General features: G+C 71.0%; 10 protein-coding genes and 2 pseudogenes. 5 read left to right on the top strand and 7 right to left on the bottom strand.

Translation table 11 applies throughout. The annotated features are described in order from the left end of the window. Nucleotides 1–153, bottom strand: a pseudogene (locus JHN63_RS05860) (TerD family protein); the annotation flags it as partial. A gap of 481 nt (nt 154–634) precedes the next feature. Further along, nucleotides 635–1,882 (bottom strand): annotated as a pseudogene (locus JHN63_RS05865) (serine hydrolase domain-containing protein); the annotation flags it as partial. Nucleotides 1,883–2,190: 308 nt separating this feature from the next. Between JHN63_RS05865 and JHN63_RS05870 the strand changes: the two are divergent. After that, the gene (locus JHN63_RS05870) at nt 2,191–4,002 is read left to right on the top strand and encodes a M4 family metallopeptidase (RefSeq protein ID WP_200677610.1); all 1,812 of its coding nucleotides are present in this window, start codon (nt 2,191–2,193) and stop codon (nt 4,000–4,002) included. Nucleotides 4,003–4,107: 105 nt separating this feature from the next. Here the strand turns inward: JHN63_RS05870 and JHN63_RS05875 are convergent, their stop codons facing one another. After that, nucleotides 4,108–4,851, bottom strand: a complete 744-nt coding sequence (locus tag JHN63_RS05875) for a hypothetical protein (RefSeq protein WP_200677611.1) — start codon at nt 4,849–4,851, stop codon at nt 4,108–4,110. A gap of 114 nt (nt 4,852–4,965) precedes the next feature. On the opposite strand from JHN63_RS05875, the gene JHN63_RS05880 reads away from it, so the two are divergent. From JHN63_RS05880 to JHN63_RS05895, 4 genes are read left to right on the top strand one after another with little or no spacing between them, the layout of a single operon-like run. Continuing rightward, complete coding sequence (locus JHN63_RS05880; protein WP_200677612.1) at nt 4,966–6,138, top strand: ROK family transcriptional regulator; 1,173 nt, start codon at nt 4,966–4,968, stop codon at nt 6,136–6,138. Between the two features lie 55 nt (nt 6,139–6,193). Continuing rightward, complete coding sequence (locus tag JHN63_RS05885; protein WP_200677613.1) at nt 6,194–7,993, top strand: carbohydrate-binding protein; 1,800 nt, start codon at nt 6,194–6,196, stop codon at nt 7,991–7,993. Nucleotides 7,994–8,015: 22 nt separating this feature from the next. Next, nucleotides 8,016–10,373, top strand: a complete 2,358-nt coding sequence (locus JHN63_RS05890) for a glycoside hydrolase N-terminal domain-containing protein (RefSeq protein ID WP_200677614.1) — start codon at nt 8,016–8,018, stop codon at nt 10,371–10,373. Then, nucleotides 10,370–11,596, top strand: a complete 1,227-nt coding sequence (locus JHN63_RS05895) for an SGNH/GDSL hydrolase family protein (protein WP_200677615.1) — start codon at nt 10,370–10,372, stop codon at nt 11,594–11,596. The genes JHN63_RS05890 and JHN63_RS05895 overlap by 4 nt, the downstream gene beginning before the upstream one ends. Before the next feature lie 33 nt (nt 11,597–11,629). Here the strand turns inward: JHN63_RS05895 and JHN63_RS05900 are convergent, their stop codons facing one another. The 4 genes from JHN63_RS05900 to JHN63_RS05915 form a co-directional block, all read right to left on the bottom strand. Beyond that, nucleotides 11,630–14,593: a helix-turn-helix transcriptional regulator gene (locus JHN63_RS05900; RefSeq protein WP_200677616.1), complete on the bottom strand. Its 2,964-nt coding sequence runs from the start codon at nt 14,591–14,593 to the stop codon at nt 11,630–11,632. A gap of 76 nt (nt 14,594–14,669) precedes the next feature. Then, nucleotides 14,670–15,020, bottom strand: coding sequence for a UBP-type zinc finger domain-containing protein (locus JHN63_RS05905; RefSeq protein WP_200677617.1), 351 nt, complete (start codon nt 15,018–15,020; stop codon nt 14,670–14,672). Next, nucleotides 15,017–16,474 carry an ATP-binding protein gene (locus tag JHN63_RS05910; RefSeq protein ID WP_200677618.1) on the bottom strand — a complete coding sequence of 486 codons (1,458 nt, stop codon included), beginning with the start codon at nt 16,472–16,474 and terminating at the stop codon, nt 15,017–15,019. Before JHN63_RS05910 ends, JHN63_RS05905 begins: the two co-directional genes overlap by 4 nt. Then, complete coding sequence (locus JHN63_RS05915) at nt 16,471–18,147, bottom strand: FAD-dependent oxidoreductase (RefSeq protein WP_200677619.1); 1,677 nt, start codon at nt 18,145–18,147, stop codon at nt 16,471–16,473. The genes JHN63_RS05910 and JHN63_RS05915 overlap by 4 nt, the downstream gene beginning before the upstream one ends. Nucleotides 18,148–18,199: the final 52 nt, after the last annotated feature.

Consider the following 18,199-nt stretch of genomic DNA (forward strand, 5'->3'; position numbering starts at 1 on the left):
CGCCGGCTGGTTGTAGAACACGAAGTCCGCGTCGCCGCCGACCTTGCCGCTCTCGTCCGTGATCAGCGCCGACACGTCAAAGGGACCGGCCACCCGCAGCGTGAGGGCGCCACCCGGCAGAGGCAGATTGCCGCCCTGCGTCAACTCGTTCATGGCACCGCCCTCGCTGCGCGCGCCCGATGGGGCCCGGTGTCGCCTGGTGTTGCCCTGGTGGGACAGTTCGTTGCCCACTCAACGTCCCACCGGGGCAGGCGGGTTCCCGCACGACGAGCGGCCGGGGCGGGCCGGTTCCGGCAGGGCGTCTCGCGGGCGAGCGGGTTTGCGCATGGCGTCCCACCCGGGCCGCCGGAGTGAGCCGGTTCGGCTCGGCGTCCCGCTGGGGCAGACCGGTTCCGGCAAGGCGTCTCGCCGAGGCGAGTGGGCTCCCGCATGGCGTCCCGCCCAGGCGGGCGGATTCCCGTACGACGAGCCGCCGGAGCGAGCTGGTTCGGCTCGGCGTCACGCCGGGGCGAGCGGGTTCCGGCACGGCGTCCCGCCCGGGCAGGCGCCGGTTCCCGCACGACGAGCCGCCGGAGCAAGCCGGTTCGGCACGACGTCCCACGGGAGTCGGTCCCCATGCGGCGCGGCGCCGGGCGACCCCCGGTGCGATGTCCTCGTAGGCCACGCGTCGTTCGGTGACGTATGAGCCTCGGCCGGTGAGTGGTGAGCCCTGGATCGTCCTCGTCCGCTTGCCGCAGAACGCCGCCTCCAGGGTGCCCGCCATCGTGTTCAGCACCGTGCCGTTGTTGGAGGTGTTGGCCAGTGCGGTGAGGCTGCGGCGGCCGTCCTTCGAGGTGAAGGAGTAGGTGTAGAAACCCTGGACCGCGCCCGTGTGGCCGTACACGGAGACCCCGCAGGACAGATCACGGCGTCGCAGTCCCAGGCCGTACCGGGTCGTGCTGTTGACCGGGGTCCACCGCTGCATCTGCGCGAGCCCGGCGGCGGAGGTGAGCCTGCCGCCGAGCAGTGCGGAGAAGAAGGTGTTCAGGTCGCGGGTGGTGGAGATGACCGCGCCGGCGCTCTGGGCCCAGGAGACCGTCTGCTCGGTGGCGTCGACCAGCGGCGCGCCCGCGCGGTCCGGGGTGAGATAACCGTGGGCGTACCGGCCCGGAATCTTCGTGGACGGGTGGACGTAGAACGTGTCGCGCAGCTTGAGCGGCTTGATGATGCGGTCGCGGTACGCGGTCGCCACGGAGTGCCCGGTCAGCTTCTCGATGAGCATCCCGGCGACCACGAAGTTGGTGTTCGAGTACGAGTAGGCGGCGCCCGGCGCGTTGGTGCGCGCGTGCCTGAGCGACAGCCCCACCAACTGCCGGTAGGTGAACACCTTGTCGCGTACGGCCTCGAAACCGGAGACCGAACTGGCGAACATGGAGTTCGTGTAGTCGTACAGACCGCTGCGGTGGCTCAGCACATGGCGCACGGTGATCCGCCGGTCGGGCAGCAGTCCGGGCAGGTAGTGGTCGACCGAGGCGTCCAGGTCCAGCTTGTGGGCGTCGGCCAGTTGGAGCAGGACGACTGCCGAGAAGGACTTGGTGACGCTGCCGATGCGGAAGCGGTCGGCGTTGCCGATGGCCCGGCGGGTCGTGCGGTCGTCGATGCCCGCGGCGGCCGTGCGCACGGTTCCGCGGTCGTCGATGCGGGCGATCGCCCCGGGCGCGCCCTGCGCCGTCAGCGTGCGCAGCACGGCACGGAGGCCCGCCAGGTCGGGGGCCGGAAGCGCGGCCGTACCGCCGGCTCTCGTGGTGTCGCGGTCGTGGGTCGCGGCGTGCGCCGGTACCGCCGTGAGCGCCAGCAGTGCCGCCGTCGCCGCCGTGGCTCTGCGCACCGTTCTTGTGACCATCCGGTTCTCTCCCGTTTTTCTCCGTATGCGAGATCGATCACAGTCGCGCGAGGCAACCTTCTCGTATCCCGTCACATCTCCACAGGTGTCGCACAGTTGGTCACTCGCTGATCACCGAGCGATGTGGATGCGCAAAGTATTGTCATAAAGCGATCGAAAATCGTTTATTTCGGCTTTACATGCACATGGCGTATCCGTCAGGGTTTCGGCTCGGGGCCCGACCAGCCCCCGGGTGCGGTGTGTTCAACCGCGCCCTGTCTCAAGGCGGTTGGTGATCCCGACCGTCTCGTACGGAGGAGCCCTCATCCATGCGTGGACCCCACATACGCAGCCTGGCGGTCGCCGTCGCGGTGACGACGGCCGCCACGGGGCTGGCCGGAACGGCCTTCGCGGGACCGGCCACGGGGACGGATCACGCGTCGGCGTCGACCGGTACGACCACCAGTGCCGCCTCCGTCGTCGCGGCCGCGCGTGCCGCCGCGTTCGCGCACGCGGCGGCGACCGGAGTCACACGGGGCGATGAACTCCGGGCCCAGGACGTGCTGATCGACCCCGAGGGCGCACGGCATGTGCGGTTCATACGGACCCACCAGGGCATGCCGGTCCTCGGCGGCGACCTCGTCGTCCATCTGTCCCACCGGCTTGCCTACACCGGCGTCACCCGCGCGGCCGACCACAGCGTCGCGCCCGCCACCACACAGGCCCGGCTGACGGCCGATCAGGCCGAGGCGAAGGCCGCCGCCGTCGGCAAGGGCGACGCGGGCACCGCCCACCTCGTGGTGGACGCCCGGAGCGGGGCGGCCGCCCTCGCCTACCAGGTGCCGGTCAGCGACAGCGCCACCGCCGAGGCCGCCGGCACCCGCACGGTCGTCATCGACGCCGTCACCGGCAAGGTCCGCAGCAACGCCCCCGACAGCGACGAGTTCCTCTCGCCCAAGCTCCTCGACACCCTGCGCGAGCGCGGCGAGACCCTGGACCCCGCCACCGCCACCGTCGCCGTACAGCCGAAGTCCCTCACGGCGGCGGCGGCCGCCGCGGCGCGCGCGGTCCACTACCCGGTGACCGCCTCGGGCACCGGCACCTCCCTCTTCGTCGGCAAGGTGCCGCTGACCACCACCCGCACGGCGCGCACCAGTTACCTCCTCAAGGACCCGACCCGCTGGGGCACCGAGACCCGTGACGCCAAGGGTCAGGAGCTGGAGAACTTCGCGCAGGGCAAGAAGTTCACCACCACCACGAACAAGTGGGGCAACGGCGCCCTCTCGCACCGCGACAGCGCCGCCGTCGACGCCCAGTACGGCATCACCAAGACCCTGGACTTCTACAAGAAGACCTTCGGCCGCAAGGGCATAGAGAACAACGGCAAGGCCGCCCGCGGCATGGTCCACTTCGGCAGGAAGGTCGCCAACGCGTTCTGGGACTCGACCTGCGACTGCATGCTCTACGGCGACGGCGACGGGGACATGTTCAAGAAGCCGCTCGTCGTCCTCGACGTCACGGGACACGAGCTGACCCACGGTGTCGTGGACGCCACCGCCGAGCTGGAGCCCACCCGCGTCGACGCGGACGGCAACCAGTACGGCGAGGCGGGCTCACTGAACGAGTCCCTCGCGGACATCTTCGGCTCCAACGTGGAGTTCAGCGCCGACAACGCCAAGAACCCGCCGAACTACCTCATCGGCGAGAAGCTCGGCCTCGCCCAGAAGTTCCTGCGCCGCCTCGACCACCCCTCCCTCGACAAGCTCGAGGGCACCATCGACTACTGGTCGCCGCAGACGTACGACGCCGAGGTGCACGCCGGCTCCGGTGTCTCCTCGCACGCGTACTACCTCCTCGCGGAGGGCAGCGGACGCAAGACGATCGGCGGCTTCGCCTACGACTCGCCCACCTACGACGGGTCGACCGTCACCGGCATCGGCCGCGCCAAGGCCACGGCGATCTTCTACCGCGCGCTGACCCGCTACATGGTGTCCACCACCGACTTCCACGACGCGCGCCTCGCGACGCTGAAGGCCGCGGCGGACCTCTACGGCGCGAACAGCACGGCGTATCAGACCGTCGACCAGGCCTGGGCCGCCGTGAACGTCACGGTCGCCAACACCCCTGCCGCCAGGCACTGATGACCGCCCGTCCGGGTGCTCTGCCACGAGCGGGGCACCCGGACGTCGGCCTCCCCAGCCCCCGGATGTCCGGTCTCCTCACCCCCAGACGCCGACCCGACCGGCTCAGACCCACTGCTTCTCGACCTCCTCGGACACCGTGAACACGGCCTCGCAGGACGGGCAGCTCGCCTTGCCGAAGACGTATGTCAACGCCTTGGCGACCTCTGTCTGCCCGGACGCGACCGCCTCGCCGTGCAGGCGCGCACCGATGCCGTCGAGTGCCTCGGGCGCCGCCGGTATCAGCTCCGTCCGCCCCTCCGTGTCCGGCTCCACACCCGTGCCGGTCACATAGTCGCCGGCCGAGGCGAACACGCCGTAGGAGCCGAACGCGACGAACACCCCGTCCTCGCACTCGGGGCATTCGATCTCGTACTCCTCGCTGTTGACTCCCTCCAAAGCCTCGGCCCACACCCCGCCGTCCTCGAAGGCGAGCACGGCCATCTGGAGGTAGACGAAGGTGTGCGCGTCCTGGGCCGGGTCGGCGCGCAACGCCCGTGCCACATCCAGCAGTTCGGCTATCTCCTGCGCGTACCGCTCACGGCACTCCTCGTCCGGGTCCGTGGTGATCAGCCCGGCCATGGTCACCGCATGGATCGGCCCGCCCGGCGCCCGGCCCAGCGCGATGTCGACGAGCACCGGCAGCGCCGCCCAGCTCGCGTCGTACACCGAACCCTGGTGACACAGGGAACCCCACAACTCCTGCCACACCTCGTCGTCCTCGCCGCCGCCGAGGCGGGCGAACAGGCCCGGGATGTTCTCCGCGCTGCCGTAGGCGTGGGTCAGTTCGGACCAGTCGATCGTCGTCATACGGCGATTGTGCCGCCCGCCACTGACAACGCGGCTGGGGCTGCTGACGACCCGTCTTGAACGAATCCTGTTTCTTTTATTGACGGCGGAAAAGAAGGGATCTAGGTTCCGGCCATGCGCTCGATCCCCCGCACCGAGTCGTTCCCGGCCCACACGCCGGCCGTCTCGCAGGTCTTCACGACCGTCCTGTCCCACGGCCCGCTCACCCGTCTCGAGGTGGCCCGCCGGGCGGGGCTGTCGGCGGCCGCCGTGACCAAGGCGGTCCGGCCGCTGATGGAGGCCGGGTATCTGGCGGAGGGCGCCGACCAGGACGCGCCCCCGGCACTCGGACGGCCCGCGAACCTCGTACGCGTCGACGGCGGACGGGCGTTGTTCATCGGGGTCAAGGTGACCGGCGACGAGATCATCGGCGTCCTCGCCGACCTGTGCTGCCGTATCCGGGTCGCCCGCCACGTCCCGCTGACCGACCACGACCCCAAGGCGGTGCTGGCGTCCATCGCGGACCTGGCCCAGGAACTCCGCACCGAGGCCGACGACTTGGGCATCCAGGTGCTGGGCCTCGGCCTCGCGGTCTCCGGGGACGTGGACCGCGGCGAAGGCGTCGTCCGCTACTCGCCGTTCCTGGAGTGGCGTGACGTACGCCTGGCCGAACTGGCCGCCATGACAACGGGGTTGCCGGTCACCGTCGACAACGACGTCCGGGCGCTGACCGTCGCCGAGCAGTGGTTCGGCGCCGGCGCGGGTCTCACGGACTTCGCCGTGGTGACCGTCGGCGCGGGCATCGGCTGCGGACTGGTCGTGCACGGCCGGGTCGTCGCGGGTGCCCACGGCGTGGCCGGAGAGATCGGGCACGTGGTCGTCGACCCCGCCGGACCCCTGTGCCACTGCGGCAACCGCGGCTGTGTCGAGGCGATCGCCGGGGACGCCGCGATCGTCGCCCGGGTCCGCGAGGTCACCGGCGTCCAAGTCGCCGACACCGCCGAGGCGTTGGCCCTCGCCCACCGGGGCGACTCCGGAGCGCGCGAGGTGTACGCGCGGGCCGGTGAGGCCATCGGCCGGGGCATCGCGACCGTGGCCAACCTGCTCGGCCCCGAACGCGTGATCATCTCCGGCGAGGGCCTGGCCGCCTACGACCTGTTCGCCGAGCAGATCCGTGACTCCTTCACCGCCGCCGCCTTTGGCTCCGCCGCCCGGTGCGACGTACAGACCCGCCCGCTGCCCTTCGACGAATGGGCGCGCGGGGCCGCCGCCACCGCGATCCAGTCCTTCATCCGAGCCGCCGACTAGCCCGCACGACCAACTCCCGCCTGTCACACTCCTACCCCGCACGAGGAGCCCGACGATGTACTCCCTCACGCCTGTCCGCGCCCTGAGAGCCATGGTGGTCCTGGCCCTCACCGCCGGCTTCGCCACCTCATTCCCCGTCGCACAGGCGGCCACCCCCACGGCGGACCCGGCCCCGGCCGTCGCCGCCAAGCCCTTCATGGGCTGGTCGAGTTGGAGCATGCAGTCGTCCAAGTACCCCGGCCTCAACCCGGACGGCGACTACAGCTACCTCACCGAGGCGAACATCACCAAGCAGACCGACGCGCTCGCCTCCAAGCTGAAGAAGTACGGCTACGACTACCTCAACATCGACGCCGGCTGGTGGATGGACAAGACCTGGAAGTCCGGATACGACCAGTACGGACGCCAGAAGGCCGACCCGGTCCGCTTCCCCAGCGGCATGAAGGCCGTCGCCGACCGCATCCACTCCAAGGGCCTCAAGGCCGGCATCTACCTGCCCGCCGGCCTGGAGAAGGGCGCCTACGGCGACGGCAAGACGCCCATCTGGAACGCCGACGGCTGCACCACCGCCGACATCGTCTACGGCGACCTGCGCACCACCAACGGCTGGGACAGCGCGTACAAGATCGACTTCTCCAGGCCCTGCGCCCAGAAGTACATCGACTCCCAGGCCCAGTTGATCGCGGGCTGGGGCTACGACTTCCTCAAGCTGGACGGTGTCGGTCCCGGCTCCGGAAAGAGCGGCGACCAATACGACAACGTTGCCGATGTCGCCGCCTGGAACAAGGCCATCACCGCCACCGGACGCCCCGTCCACCTGGAAGTCTCCTGGTCCCTGGACTACGGACACGCGGCCGACTGGAAGAAGTACTCCAACGGCTGGCGCATCGACACCGATGTCGAGTGCTACTGCAACACCCTTGTCACCTGGGGGAATTCGGTCGACGACCGCTGGGACGACACCCCCGCCTGGACGGACAAGGCGGGCCCCGGCGGCTGGAACGACCTCGACTCCCTGGACGTCGGCAACGGCGCGATGGACGGCCTGACCAAGGCGGAGCGCCAGAGCTACGCGACCCTCTGGGCCGTGGCCAAGTCCCCGCTCTTCACCGGTGACGACCTCACCAAGCTCGACGACTACGGCGTCTCCCTGCTGACCAACCGCGAGGTCATCGCCGTCGACCAGAGCGACGCACCGCCCGCCCGCCCGGTCACCCCGTCCGACCCCCAGCAGGTGTGGGCCGCGAAGAACCCCAACGGCACCTACACCGTTGCCCTGTTCAACCTCGCCGACTCGCCCGCCGCCGTCTCCGCGAACTGGGCGACCCTCGGCTTCACCGGCAAGGCCGCCGTCCGCGACCTCTGGAACCACGAGGACCTCGGCACCTACACCAACAAGGTGACCCAGGCCCTGCCCGCCCACGGTTCGCGCCTCTTCACCGTCACCCCGCACGGCAGCGCCGTCACCCTGACCGGCTACGAGGCCGAGGCCGCCACCAACACCCTCAGCGGCAACGCCAACATCGCGGACTGCTCGGCCTGTTCAGGCGCCCACAAGGTCGGCAACCTCTACCTCGGCGGCAAGCTCACCGTCAACATCGTCGTCGCCGCCAAGGCCGGCACGTACCAGGTGAAGATCGCCTACGTCAGCGGTGACTCCCGCTCGGTGAGCATCTCCTCGAACGGCAACGGCGCCACCAGCCACAAGTTCCCGTCCACCGGCGACTGGGGGACCGTCGGGACGGTCAGCGTGCCGGTGACCCTGAAGGCGGGCGCCAACACCATCACCTTCGACAGCGGTTCGGGCTACGCGCCGGACATCGACCGGATCGACGTGCCCAACTCCTCCTCCTGAGCCGACCCTTTCGGAGACCGCCATGTCCAGTGCACTGCCCGACCTGCCCAGACGCAACCTGCTCGCCCTCGCCGCGGCCACCGGCGCCCTCGCCGGCCTGCCCGCCTTCACCGCCTCGGCCGCACCTCAGCGACCCACCAACACCTCGTACAGCAGCGGTACTTCACTCAACACCCTGTGGTGGCAGGCCCCCGCCGGTGACACCTCGATGATCGAACAGGGCCTCCCCGTCGGCAACGGCCGGCTCGGCGCCCTCGCCAGCAACGACCCCGGCCACGAGGTCCTCCTGATCACCGACGCCACGATCTGGACCGGCGGCCTCAACGGCACCCTCGACTCCGACGGCCAATTCCCTTACGGCCGCGCCGACTTCGGGTCCCTGACCCTGCTCGCCCGGCTCACCGTCGACATCCCCGACCACGACCTGGGCGCCGTCAACGGCTACCGCCGCACCCTCGACCTCGACCGGGGCGTGGTCGGCGCGTCGTACGTCCGCTCGGGCGTGACGTACAAGCGCGAGGTCTTCTCCAGCGGCCCCGACGACGCGATCGTCCTCCACTTCTCCCAGAGCGGCGGCGGCCGCTACACCGGCACCGTCACGCTGGAGGGAACGCACGGCGAGGCCGCCGCGCTCTCCTTCGGCGGCCAGTTCGCCAACGGCCTGAAGTACGGGGCGGCCGTCACCGCGTACGGCACCGGCGGCAAGGTCACCGTGAACGGCGCGCACATCGAGTTCTCCGGGTGCAAGGACCTCACCGTGGTGGTGAGCGGCGGCAGCAACTACGCGCCGGACGCCGCCCACGGCTTCCGCGACCCCAGGCTCGACCCGCAGAAGCTCGCCCGCACCAAGGTCCGCGCCGCCGCCCAGTACTCGGCTGCGACCCTGCTGAACACCCATGTCGCCGACTACCGGGCCGCGTTCGGCAGCTTCGGGCTCTCGCTCGGCACGTCGTCCGACGACCAGCGCGCGCTGGACACCTGGGAGCGGATCCAGGCCCGGCACACCAGCGGCGACCCCGACCCCGAACTCGAGGCCGCCTACGTCCAGTTCGGCCGCTACCTCATGGTCTCCGGCTCGCGCGGCAGTCTGCCGATGGGACTCCAGGGCCTGTGGCTGGACGGCAACGACCCGGACTGGATGGGCGATTACCACACCGACATCAACATCCAGATGAACTACTGGATGGCCGACCGGGTGGGCCTGTCCGCGTCCTTCGACGCCTTCACCGACTACTGCGTCGACCAGTTGTCGTCCTGGACCGACCTCACCCACCGGCTGTTCCAGGACTCCCGCAACCGGTTCCGCAACTCCAGCGGGAAGGTCGCCGGCTGGACCGTCGCCTTCTCCACCAACCCCTACGGCGGACTCGGCTGGTGGTGGCACCCGGCGGGCAACGCCTGGCTGAGCAACAGCCTTTGGGAGCACTACGAGTTCACGCACTCCCGCAGCCACCTGGAGAAGATCTACCCCCTCCTCAAGGGCGCCTGCGAGTTCTGGGAGGCGCGGCTGATCACCACCACCCTGGACAACGGGAAGGAGGTACTGGTCGCGGACCACGACTGGTCGCCGGAGCACGGACCGCAGGACGGCAAGGGCAACACCTACGCCCAGGAGGTGGTGTGGACCCTGTTCGGCAACTACGCAGCCGCATCGGCGGAGTTGAAGCGGGACAGCGGGTTCGCGAACACGATCTCGGGTCTGCGCAGGCGTCTGTACCTGCCCGAGGTGAGTCCCAAGTCCGGCTGGCTGGAGGAGTGGATGTCGCCCGACAACCTCGGCGAGACCACCCACCGCCATCTGTCCCCGCTGATCAACCTGTTCCCCGGCGACCGCATCCGCCCCGACGGCTCCACCCCCAAGGACATCGTCGACGGCGCCACCGCCCTGCTCACCGCGCGCGGCATGAACAGCTTCGGCTGGGCCAACGCCTGGCGCAGCCTGTGCTGGGCCCGCCTCAAGAACGCCGACAACGCCTACCAGTTGATCGTCAACAACCTCCGCCCGTCCGAGAACGGCACCAACGGCACCGCCTTCAACCTCTTCGACATCTACGAGGTGGAACAGGGCCGCGGCATCTTCCAGATCGAGGCCAACTTCGGCACCCCGGCGGCCGTGACCGAGATGCTCCTGTACTCCCGCCCCGGCCATCTGGAACTCCTGCCGGCGCTCCCCGACGCCTGGGCCGAATCCGGCTCGATCATCGGAGCCGGCGCCCGCGGCGGCTTCGTCGTCGACCTGCGCTGGAAGAACGGCAGGCCCACCGAGGCGAAGATCCGCAGCGTCGGCGGTCGCACCACCACCGTCGCCTATGGCGGCAGGACCCGCACCGTGACCGTCGAGCCGGGCGGATCCGTCACGTTGAAGGACTTCGCCCGATGACGGCCCGACGGGCACGACTGCGCCGTACGGCCGCTCTCCTCCTGCTCGCCGCCGCCTTCCAGGCCGGACCCGCACACGCACAACCCCAGATACCGACCCAGGTGAAGGCGGTGGGCAACCCGACCTCCGTCATCACCTGGGGAGCGAGCGCCGACCGCCTGGGCGACGGCGTGGCCGACCGCGGCTACCGGCTAGTCGTGCACACCAGTGTCGCGGGCAGCGAGCTGCGGATCCGGCTCTCCAACGCCTTCGGCGACCGGCCGCTGACCTTCGACAGCGTCTACGCGGGCGTCCAGAAGACGGGCGCCGCGCTGGTGCCCGGCTCCAACCGGCGGCTGACCTTCGACGGCGAGCGGTCGGTCACGATCCCGGCGGGCGCGGTCGCCTACAGCGACCCGCTCTCCGGCAAGGTGCCCGCCGCGACCAACCTGGTGGTCAGCATCCACTCCCCGGACGCGGCGGGCCCGGCGACCGGACACGGTATGGCCATGCAGACGTCGTACGCCACCCAGGGCGACCACACCGGCGAGGAGGGCGCCGCCGCCTGGACCGACACCACCGGCTCCTGGTACTACCTCGACGCCGTCTCCGTACGGCCGAGCGCGGGCACCGGCGCGGTGGTCACCCTCGGCGACTCCATCACGGATGGCTGGGCGTCCACCACGGACCAGAACCGGCGCTGGCCCGACTACCTGGCCCGACGGCTCCAGAGCGCCGGCACGTCCGTCAAGGGTGTGGCCAACGAAGGGATTTCGGGCAACAAGGTCCTCGCCGACGGCGCCGGGCAGAGTGCCCTGAACCGATTGCAGCGCGATGTGCTGTCCCAGCCCGGTGTCCGCACGGTGTTCCTCTTCGAGGGCGTCAACGACATCAAGTCCCACTCCGGAGTCACCGCCCAGGACCTGATCGCCGGCTACAGGGAGATCATCGACCGGGCGCACGCGGCCGGGAAGTGTGTCGTCGGCGCCACCGTCGGCCCGTTCAAGGGCTGGCCCGAATGGGACGCGGCGGGCGAGGCCGTACGCCAGGAGGTCAACCAATTCATCAGGAGCAGCGGGGAGTTGGACGCCGTCACGGACTTCGACCACATCCTGCGCAGCCCCTACGACCAGGAGAGGATGCTCCCCTTCCTCGACGGCGGTGACCACATCCACCCCAACGACAAGGGGATGGCGGCCATGGCCGACGCCGTCGACCTCAAGAGCCTCGACTGCGGCAAGTGAGGCTCAGGGAAAGGGAGTTCAAGGTAGTGAGGGTCAGCCGGACGCCGTGGCCTCCGGGGTGATCAGGCCCTGGCGGTAGGCGATCGCCACCGCCTCCGTACGGCTCGCGGCGCCCAGCTTCGCGAGGATGTTGGAGACGTGGACGCTCGCCGTCTTGCCGGTGATGAACAGCTCCTCGCCGATCTGGCGGTTGCTGCGGCCCAGCGCGAGCAGCCGCAGCACGTCCTGCTCGCGGGCCGTCAGCGGCGAGGGGCGGTCCCCGGAGTCCGGCGCCGGGTCGCCCAGGCGGCCGCGGCGGATCAGCGTGTCCAACCGTGCGAGCAGGGGAGTGGCGGCGAGCCGGGCGGCCGTCTCCCGGGCGGCACGGGCCTGGGTGGCCGCCTCCTCGCGGCGGTCGGCCGCCAACAGGGCTTCGGCGAAACGGAATTGGCAGCGTGCCCGTTCGTAGACATCGCCGTAGTCGAACGCGGCCACCACCTTCTCCCAGGCCGCCGCGTCCGGTCCCGTGACCGCCCGGGTCCACTCGGCCTCGGCGCGGGCCAGCCAGGCCTGGCCCTCCGGCCCCTGTGGCCGGCGGCCGTCGCCCTCCTGCGCCACGGCCCGTGCCAGCTCGACGAGTTCCGTCGCGGTGTCCGTCCAGCGGCGCACCCCCGCCTCGTCGCCGGTCGGCCGCAGTGCGGTGGCCCGGTCGGCGACCGGGGCGAGGGCGAGGGCGGCGAGCCGGACCGCCAGATCGGGACGCCGACCGGAGTCGTCGGTGAGCGCCGCGACCGTCGTGCGCATCGTCTCGACGGCCGCCTCGGGATCGTCGCGCAGGCCGTCGGCGTCGATCAGGACGATTCCCGCCACCATGGACGCCATCCAGTCGAACGGCCCTTCCAGCAGAGCCCGGGCCCGCTCGGCGGCCCCCAAGTCGCCGCGCGCCAGCGCCACATACAGCGCCGGTCCCATGGTGAAGGCACCGCCGCGCGGCAGCACCTCCGCGTCGCTCGTGGCGGCCTTCTCGCACTCGTCCCAGCGGCCCAGCGTGTACAGCACCAGCAGCCGGAGATAGCGCATCTCCAGCGGATACGGCGAGGACAGCAGCCCGGCGCGACGGGCCCGGTCCAGCCCCTCGGTAAGCCAGGGCAGGGACTCCTCCAGGTGCCCGGACTCGAAGCTGCCGATGGCGAGATGGAACAGGGCGCGCATCTCCACGGGCGCGTGTCCGGCCTTCCGGGCCAGCTCGCGTGCCCGGGCGAGCCGCTCTCGGCCCTCCCGGGTGCGCCGGCCGCCCCCTTCGAGCGTGGCCAGCGAGATCAGCAGATCGGCCCGGGCGTCGACCAGTTGAAGCTCCTCGGCGATGCCCAGGGCTTGGCGGGCGACCCGCAGCGCGATCTCGTCCTCGCCGACCTGACGGGCCGTCAGCACATGGGTGGCCGCCGCCCACACCCAGGTCCGCGAGGGCGGCTCGGCGGGGATCATCCCCAGGGCCTCGCTGCTGTAGGCGAACGCGGCCGTGAGGCTGTCGACGCCCATGAGATTGCCGGCCAGTGTGTACCGCACCCGGGCGGCCAGCTCGGAGTCCGTGTCCTGGCCGATCCCGGCGAGCGCTGACCGGGTGAGGGAGACCGCGCGGTGCGCGTCCCCGGCGTGGGCCGCCGCCGCCGAGGCGCGCAGGGTGAGGGCCACGCTGTCGGTGCCCTCGCCGGTGGGCAGGGCCGCCGGGTCGACCGACGACCACAGGTCCAGCACGGTTTCGAGATGCCGTAGCTCCTCGGCGGGTGCGCCGACGCGCTGGGCGTGGTCGGCGGCCTCCAGGGAGGCGGCCAGCGCCTCGGCGAGGTCATGGCTCTCGCGGTAGTGGTGGGCGCGCTCCGCCGCGCTCTCGGCGGGGTGCCCGCGCCCGGCGAGGAGACGGGCGAACGAGCCGTGCAGCCGGGAGCGCTCGCCGGGCAGCAGGTCGGCGTAGACCGCCTCGCGGGCGAGGGCGTGCCGGAAGGAGTACGTGTCGCCGTGCCTGGGGACCAGGAGCTGGCGCTCGACGGCCTCGCGCAGCGCCGACTCCAGTTCGTCCTCCGGGAGTCGGACTGCGTCCCGCAGCAGGTCGTACTCGACCCGGCGGCCCGCGACGGCGGCGGTGCGCAGCACCTGCTGGGCGGTGTCGGAGAGTTGCTCGAAACGGATCAGCAGGACGTCGGCGAGACCGCTCGGCACCCCGCCCGCCTCCAGGTCGGTCGCCGCGAGCAACTCCTCGGCGTAGAAGGCGTTTCCCTCGGCGCGCTCGACGATCCGGCGGACCGTGCCGTCCGGCACCGGACCTGTACGCAGCGCGCGCACCAGCCGGGCGACCTCCGCGTCCCCCATGGGCCGCAGCTCCAGGCGCTCCACGGCGGGCAGCCGCACCAGCTCGGCCAGCAGGGGCCGTAGCGGATGGCGGCGGTGGAGGTCGTCCGCGCGGTACGACGCGAACACCGCGAGGCGGTGGGTGGGCGTGCCGCCCGCCGGGCGCTGGAGGATGCCGCGGCTGAGCAGGAAGCGGAGCAGGTCGCGGGAGGACTGGTCGGCCCAGTGCAGATCCTCCAGGACCAGGAGGAGGGGCGCGATGTCGGCGAGGTCGGCGAGCAGTCCGGCGATGCCCTCGAAGAGGCGCAGTCTGCCGCCCGCGTCCCGGGCCGCGTCCGCACCGGCGCCGAGCAGCCGGTCGACCGCCGGATGCGCGGCCAGCGCGGCGGCGAAACGCTCGTCGGCGGCGAGGACCCCGAGGATCTCGGTGAACGGGAGATAGGGCAGACCGACGTCACCGAGGTCCACACAGTGCCCGGTGAGGACGGTCGTCCCGGCGCCCGCGGCCCGGCCCGCGATCTCGTCCAGGAGCCGGGTCTTGCCGACGCCCGCGTCCCCGGCGATCAGCACGGCCCCCGCCGTACCCGCGCGGGCACGGTCCAGCACACCGGCGAGGCGGGCGAGTTCCTCGTCCCGGCCGATGAGCGGCGTTGCTGCTACGGAGTGCGACACGTCCCCATCCTGGCACGCGCCACCGACAACGCACCTGGCCACCGGGCGGAAGGCAGCTCCCGCCCGGCGGACCGGTTCAGCGCAGGGTCTCGGCCCAGTTCGCCGGCACGCGTCCCGCGGGACCCGGCACCGGCTGGTCCTTGGGGTGGCTCACCGGGGCGGTGAGTTCGGGACCGGAGTCGTAGAGCTCGGAGGTGGTGAAGTTCCAGAACCAGTCCTCGCCCGGCTCGTAGCTCTGGATGAACGGGTGGCCCGTGGACTGGTAGTGGGCCGTGGCGTGCTTGGCGGGGGAGTCGTCGCAACAGCCGATGTGACCGCACTGCGCGCACCGCCGGAGATGGAACCACCAGCCCTGGGCCGCGTCGCACTCCACGCACCCGGCTCCGCTCGGCGGGACGGCGGGGTCGATTCCGGTGATGTCGCTCATGCGGACTCCTCGGGCGTCTCGTTGTCGGCGGCGGTGAGCGGGAGCAGGACCTGGAAGCGGGTGTCGCCCGGCACCGACTCCACCTGGAGCGTGCCGTGGTGCTTGTTGACGACGATCCGCCAGGAGATGTCCAGACCGAGCCCCGTGCCCTCGCCCACCGGCTTGGTGGTGAAGAACGGATCGAAGATACGGCTCCGGATCTCCTGCGGCACACCGGGCCCCGTGTCCCGGAACTCCACCATGAGCTGATCGCGCACCAGCGCGGTCCGCACCGTCAACGTGCCTTCCCCGCCCGCGCTGTTCATGGCGGACACCGCGTTGTCGATCAGGTTCGTCCACACCTGGTTCAGCTCCGCCGGATAGGCGGGGATCTTCGGGAGCGAACGGTCGTACTCCTTGACGACCTTGATGCGGTCGCCGACCTTCCCGCCGAGCATCAGCAGGGTGCTGTCGAGGAGTTCGTGCACATCGGCGACCTGGAAGGGCGCGCGGTCCAGTTGCGAGTACTGCTTGGCCGCGCCCACGAGGTTGGAGATGCGGGTCGTGGAGTCCTCGATCTCCGTCATCAACAGCTCTGTCTCGACGGTGTAGTTGAGCCAGCCGATCGCTCCCGGCAGGGTCGCCTCGTCCACGGCCGCGGCGACCTGGTCCAGCCAGTCGACGTCGAGACCGGCCTGCACGAACGTCGGCGCGATCTGCCAGGACTCCGTGACACCGTGGTCGTCGAGCCAGTCCGTGAGTTCGTCCTCGCGGTCCGAGGCCTCCAGCGGGCTCAACGTCTGTGCCTTGGCGACCCGTTCGGCCGTGCGCTCCTGGATGTCGATGAGATTGGCGAGGTCCTCGCGCGAGTACGGACCGGAGGAGATGACGCGCAGCTTGTGCCGCATCTTCGCCACCCGCTCGCGCAGCGTGGAGGTGGCCCGGACGGCAGCGGCGGCCGGGTTGTTGAGTTCGTGCGTCAACCCGGCCGACAACGAGCCCAGGGCCAGCAGCCGTTCACGCTGACTGATCGCCAACTGGCTGCTCTTCTGGCCGAAGAAGAGCCCCTCCAGCAGATGGACCGCCATCGGGAACCACTCGCTCATGATGGCCGCGAACGTCTCGGCGGGCAGCACGAAGAACCGCGTCGGCTCCGTCACCCGCATCGAGTTGAGGTACACCTGCTGCACCCGGTCCCCGATGTAGGCCTGCATCGCGCCGGTGTACACCCCGCGTTGCGAGGTGCGCGCGACCTCCACGTCGTCCTCGCCGACGCGGCGCGACAGCACCACGGTGCCCTCGATCATCACGTAGAAGCAGGTCGCGGGATCGCCCTCGGTGTAGACGGGCCCGGCCTCGAACTGCTCCACCTGCCCGTCGCAGCACAGCCGGCCGAGCTGCTCCGGCGTCAGCTTCTCGAACAGGAACAGCGTGCCGATCTCCTGCGGGCTGCAGGGCAGCACCTTTCCGCTCATGACTGCTCCAGGTAGCGGTGGACGAGCATCACGGCCATGGCTCCCTCTCCGACGGCGGACGCGACGCGTTTCGCGGACTCGGCGCGCGCGTCGCCCGCCACGAACACGCCGGGAATGTTGGTCTCCAGGTGGTACGGCGACCGGTCCAACTCCCAGCCCGCGGGCGGCTTTCCGTCCGGAGCGAGGTCGGGCCCGGCCAGGATGAACCCGCGCTCGTCGCGCAGCACCGCGCCGTCCAGCCAGTCGGTCAGCGGGGCCGCGCCGATGAACACGAACATCCACTGCGCGTCGACGAGTTCGGTCGTCCCGCTCTCCGTGTCGCGCAGGGTCAGCTGCTCCAGATGGTCCGAGCCGTGCGCCGCCTCGACGACGGTGCCCGTGCGCACGGAGATGTTCTCCGCGTCGTTGATCTGCTGGATCAGGTAGTACGACATCGACGCGGCCAGCGAAGGACCGCGCACCAGCAGGGTCACCGACTTGGCGCCCCTGGCCAGGTACATCGCCGCCTGGCCCGCCGAGTTGGCGCCGCCGACGATGTACACGTCGTGCCCCTGGCAGGAGGCGGCCTCGGTCAGCGCCGAGCCGTAGTAGACCCCGCAGCCGGTCAGATCGGGCGTGCCGGGCGCCTGGAGCTGCCGGTACGACACACCGGTCGCCAGGATCACGGCGTGCGCGGCGACCGCCGAGCCGTCCGCGAAATGCACCACCCGCGCCGACCCGTTGGCCTCAAGACCCGTCACCTCACGCGCGGTGAGGATCTCGGCGCCGAACTTCGAGGCCTGCCGCCGCGCCCGCTCGGTGAGTTGGGCCCCGGACACCCCGTCCGGGAAGCCGAGGTAGTTCTCGATCCGCGAACTCTGCCCGGCCTGCCCACCGGTCGCCGACCGCTCCACGAGGACGGTCCGCAGCCCTTCGGAGGCCCCGTACACGGCCGCGCCGAGCCCGGCGGGTCCACCGCCGATGACGACAAGGTCGTAGAACTCGGCCGTGGGCGTGGTCGCGAGCCCCACCTCCGCGGCCAGTTCGGGTGCCTCCGGCTCGACCAGGACCGTCCCCTCGGCGGTGATGACGAGCGGCAGCCGCTGCCCGTCCTCCCCGGCGGCGGACAGCAGCCGCAGCCCCTCCGGGGTGTCCGCGGAGTACCAGCGGTACGGCACCTGGTTGCGGGCCAGGAACTCCCGTACGTCCGAGGAGCGCGCCGACCAGCGGTGCCCGACCACCTTCGTGGCGGGCACGGGCCGGTAGTCGCTGTTCCGCCAGGCCTCCAGGAGGTCGTCCAGGACCGGGTAGAGCTTCTCCTCCGGCGGGTCCCAGGGCTTCAGCAGATAGTGGTCGAGGTCCACGACGTTGATCGCGTCGATCGCCGCGTCCGTGTCCGCGTAAGCGGTCAGCAGCACGCGGCGAGCGCCCGGATAGACGTCGAGGGCCTGTTCCAGGAACTCGATGCCGTTCATCTGCGGCATGCGGTAGTCCGCCAGGATCACGGCGACGAGATCCCCGCGCAGCTTCAGCTCGCGCAGCGCGTCCAGCGCGGACTCACCGGACTCCGCCCGCACGATCCGGTACGACTCGCCGTAGCGCCGCCGCAGGTCACGGGCGACGGCACGGGAAACTCCCGGATCGTCGTCCACGGTCATGATGACGGTCCGCGCGGCTTCGGCGGCCTGTGCCATACGTCTCCCACCCCGAGTGGTCGGCTTCACGGCACGGCGGCGCCGTTGTCAC

The sequence above is a fragment of the Streptomyces sp. MBT65 genome (assembly GCF_016612545.1).
In the GTDB taxonomy this organism is placed as follows: Bacteria; Actinomycetota; Actinomycetes; order Streptomycetales; family Streptomycetaceae; genus Streptomyces.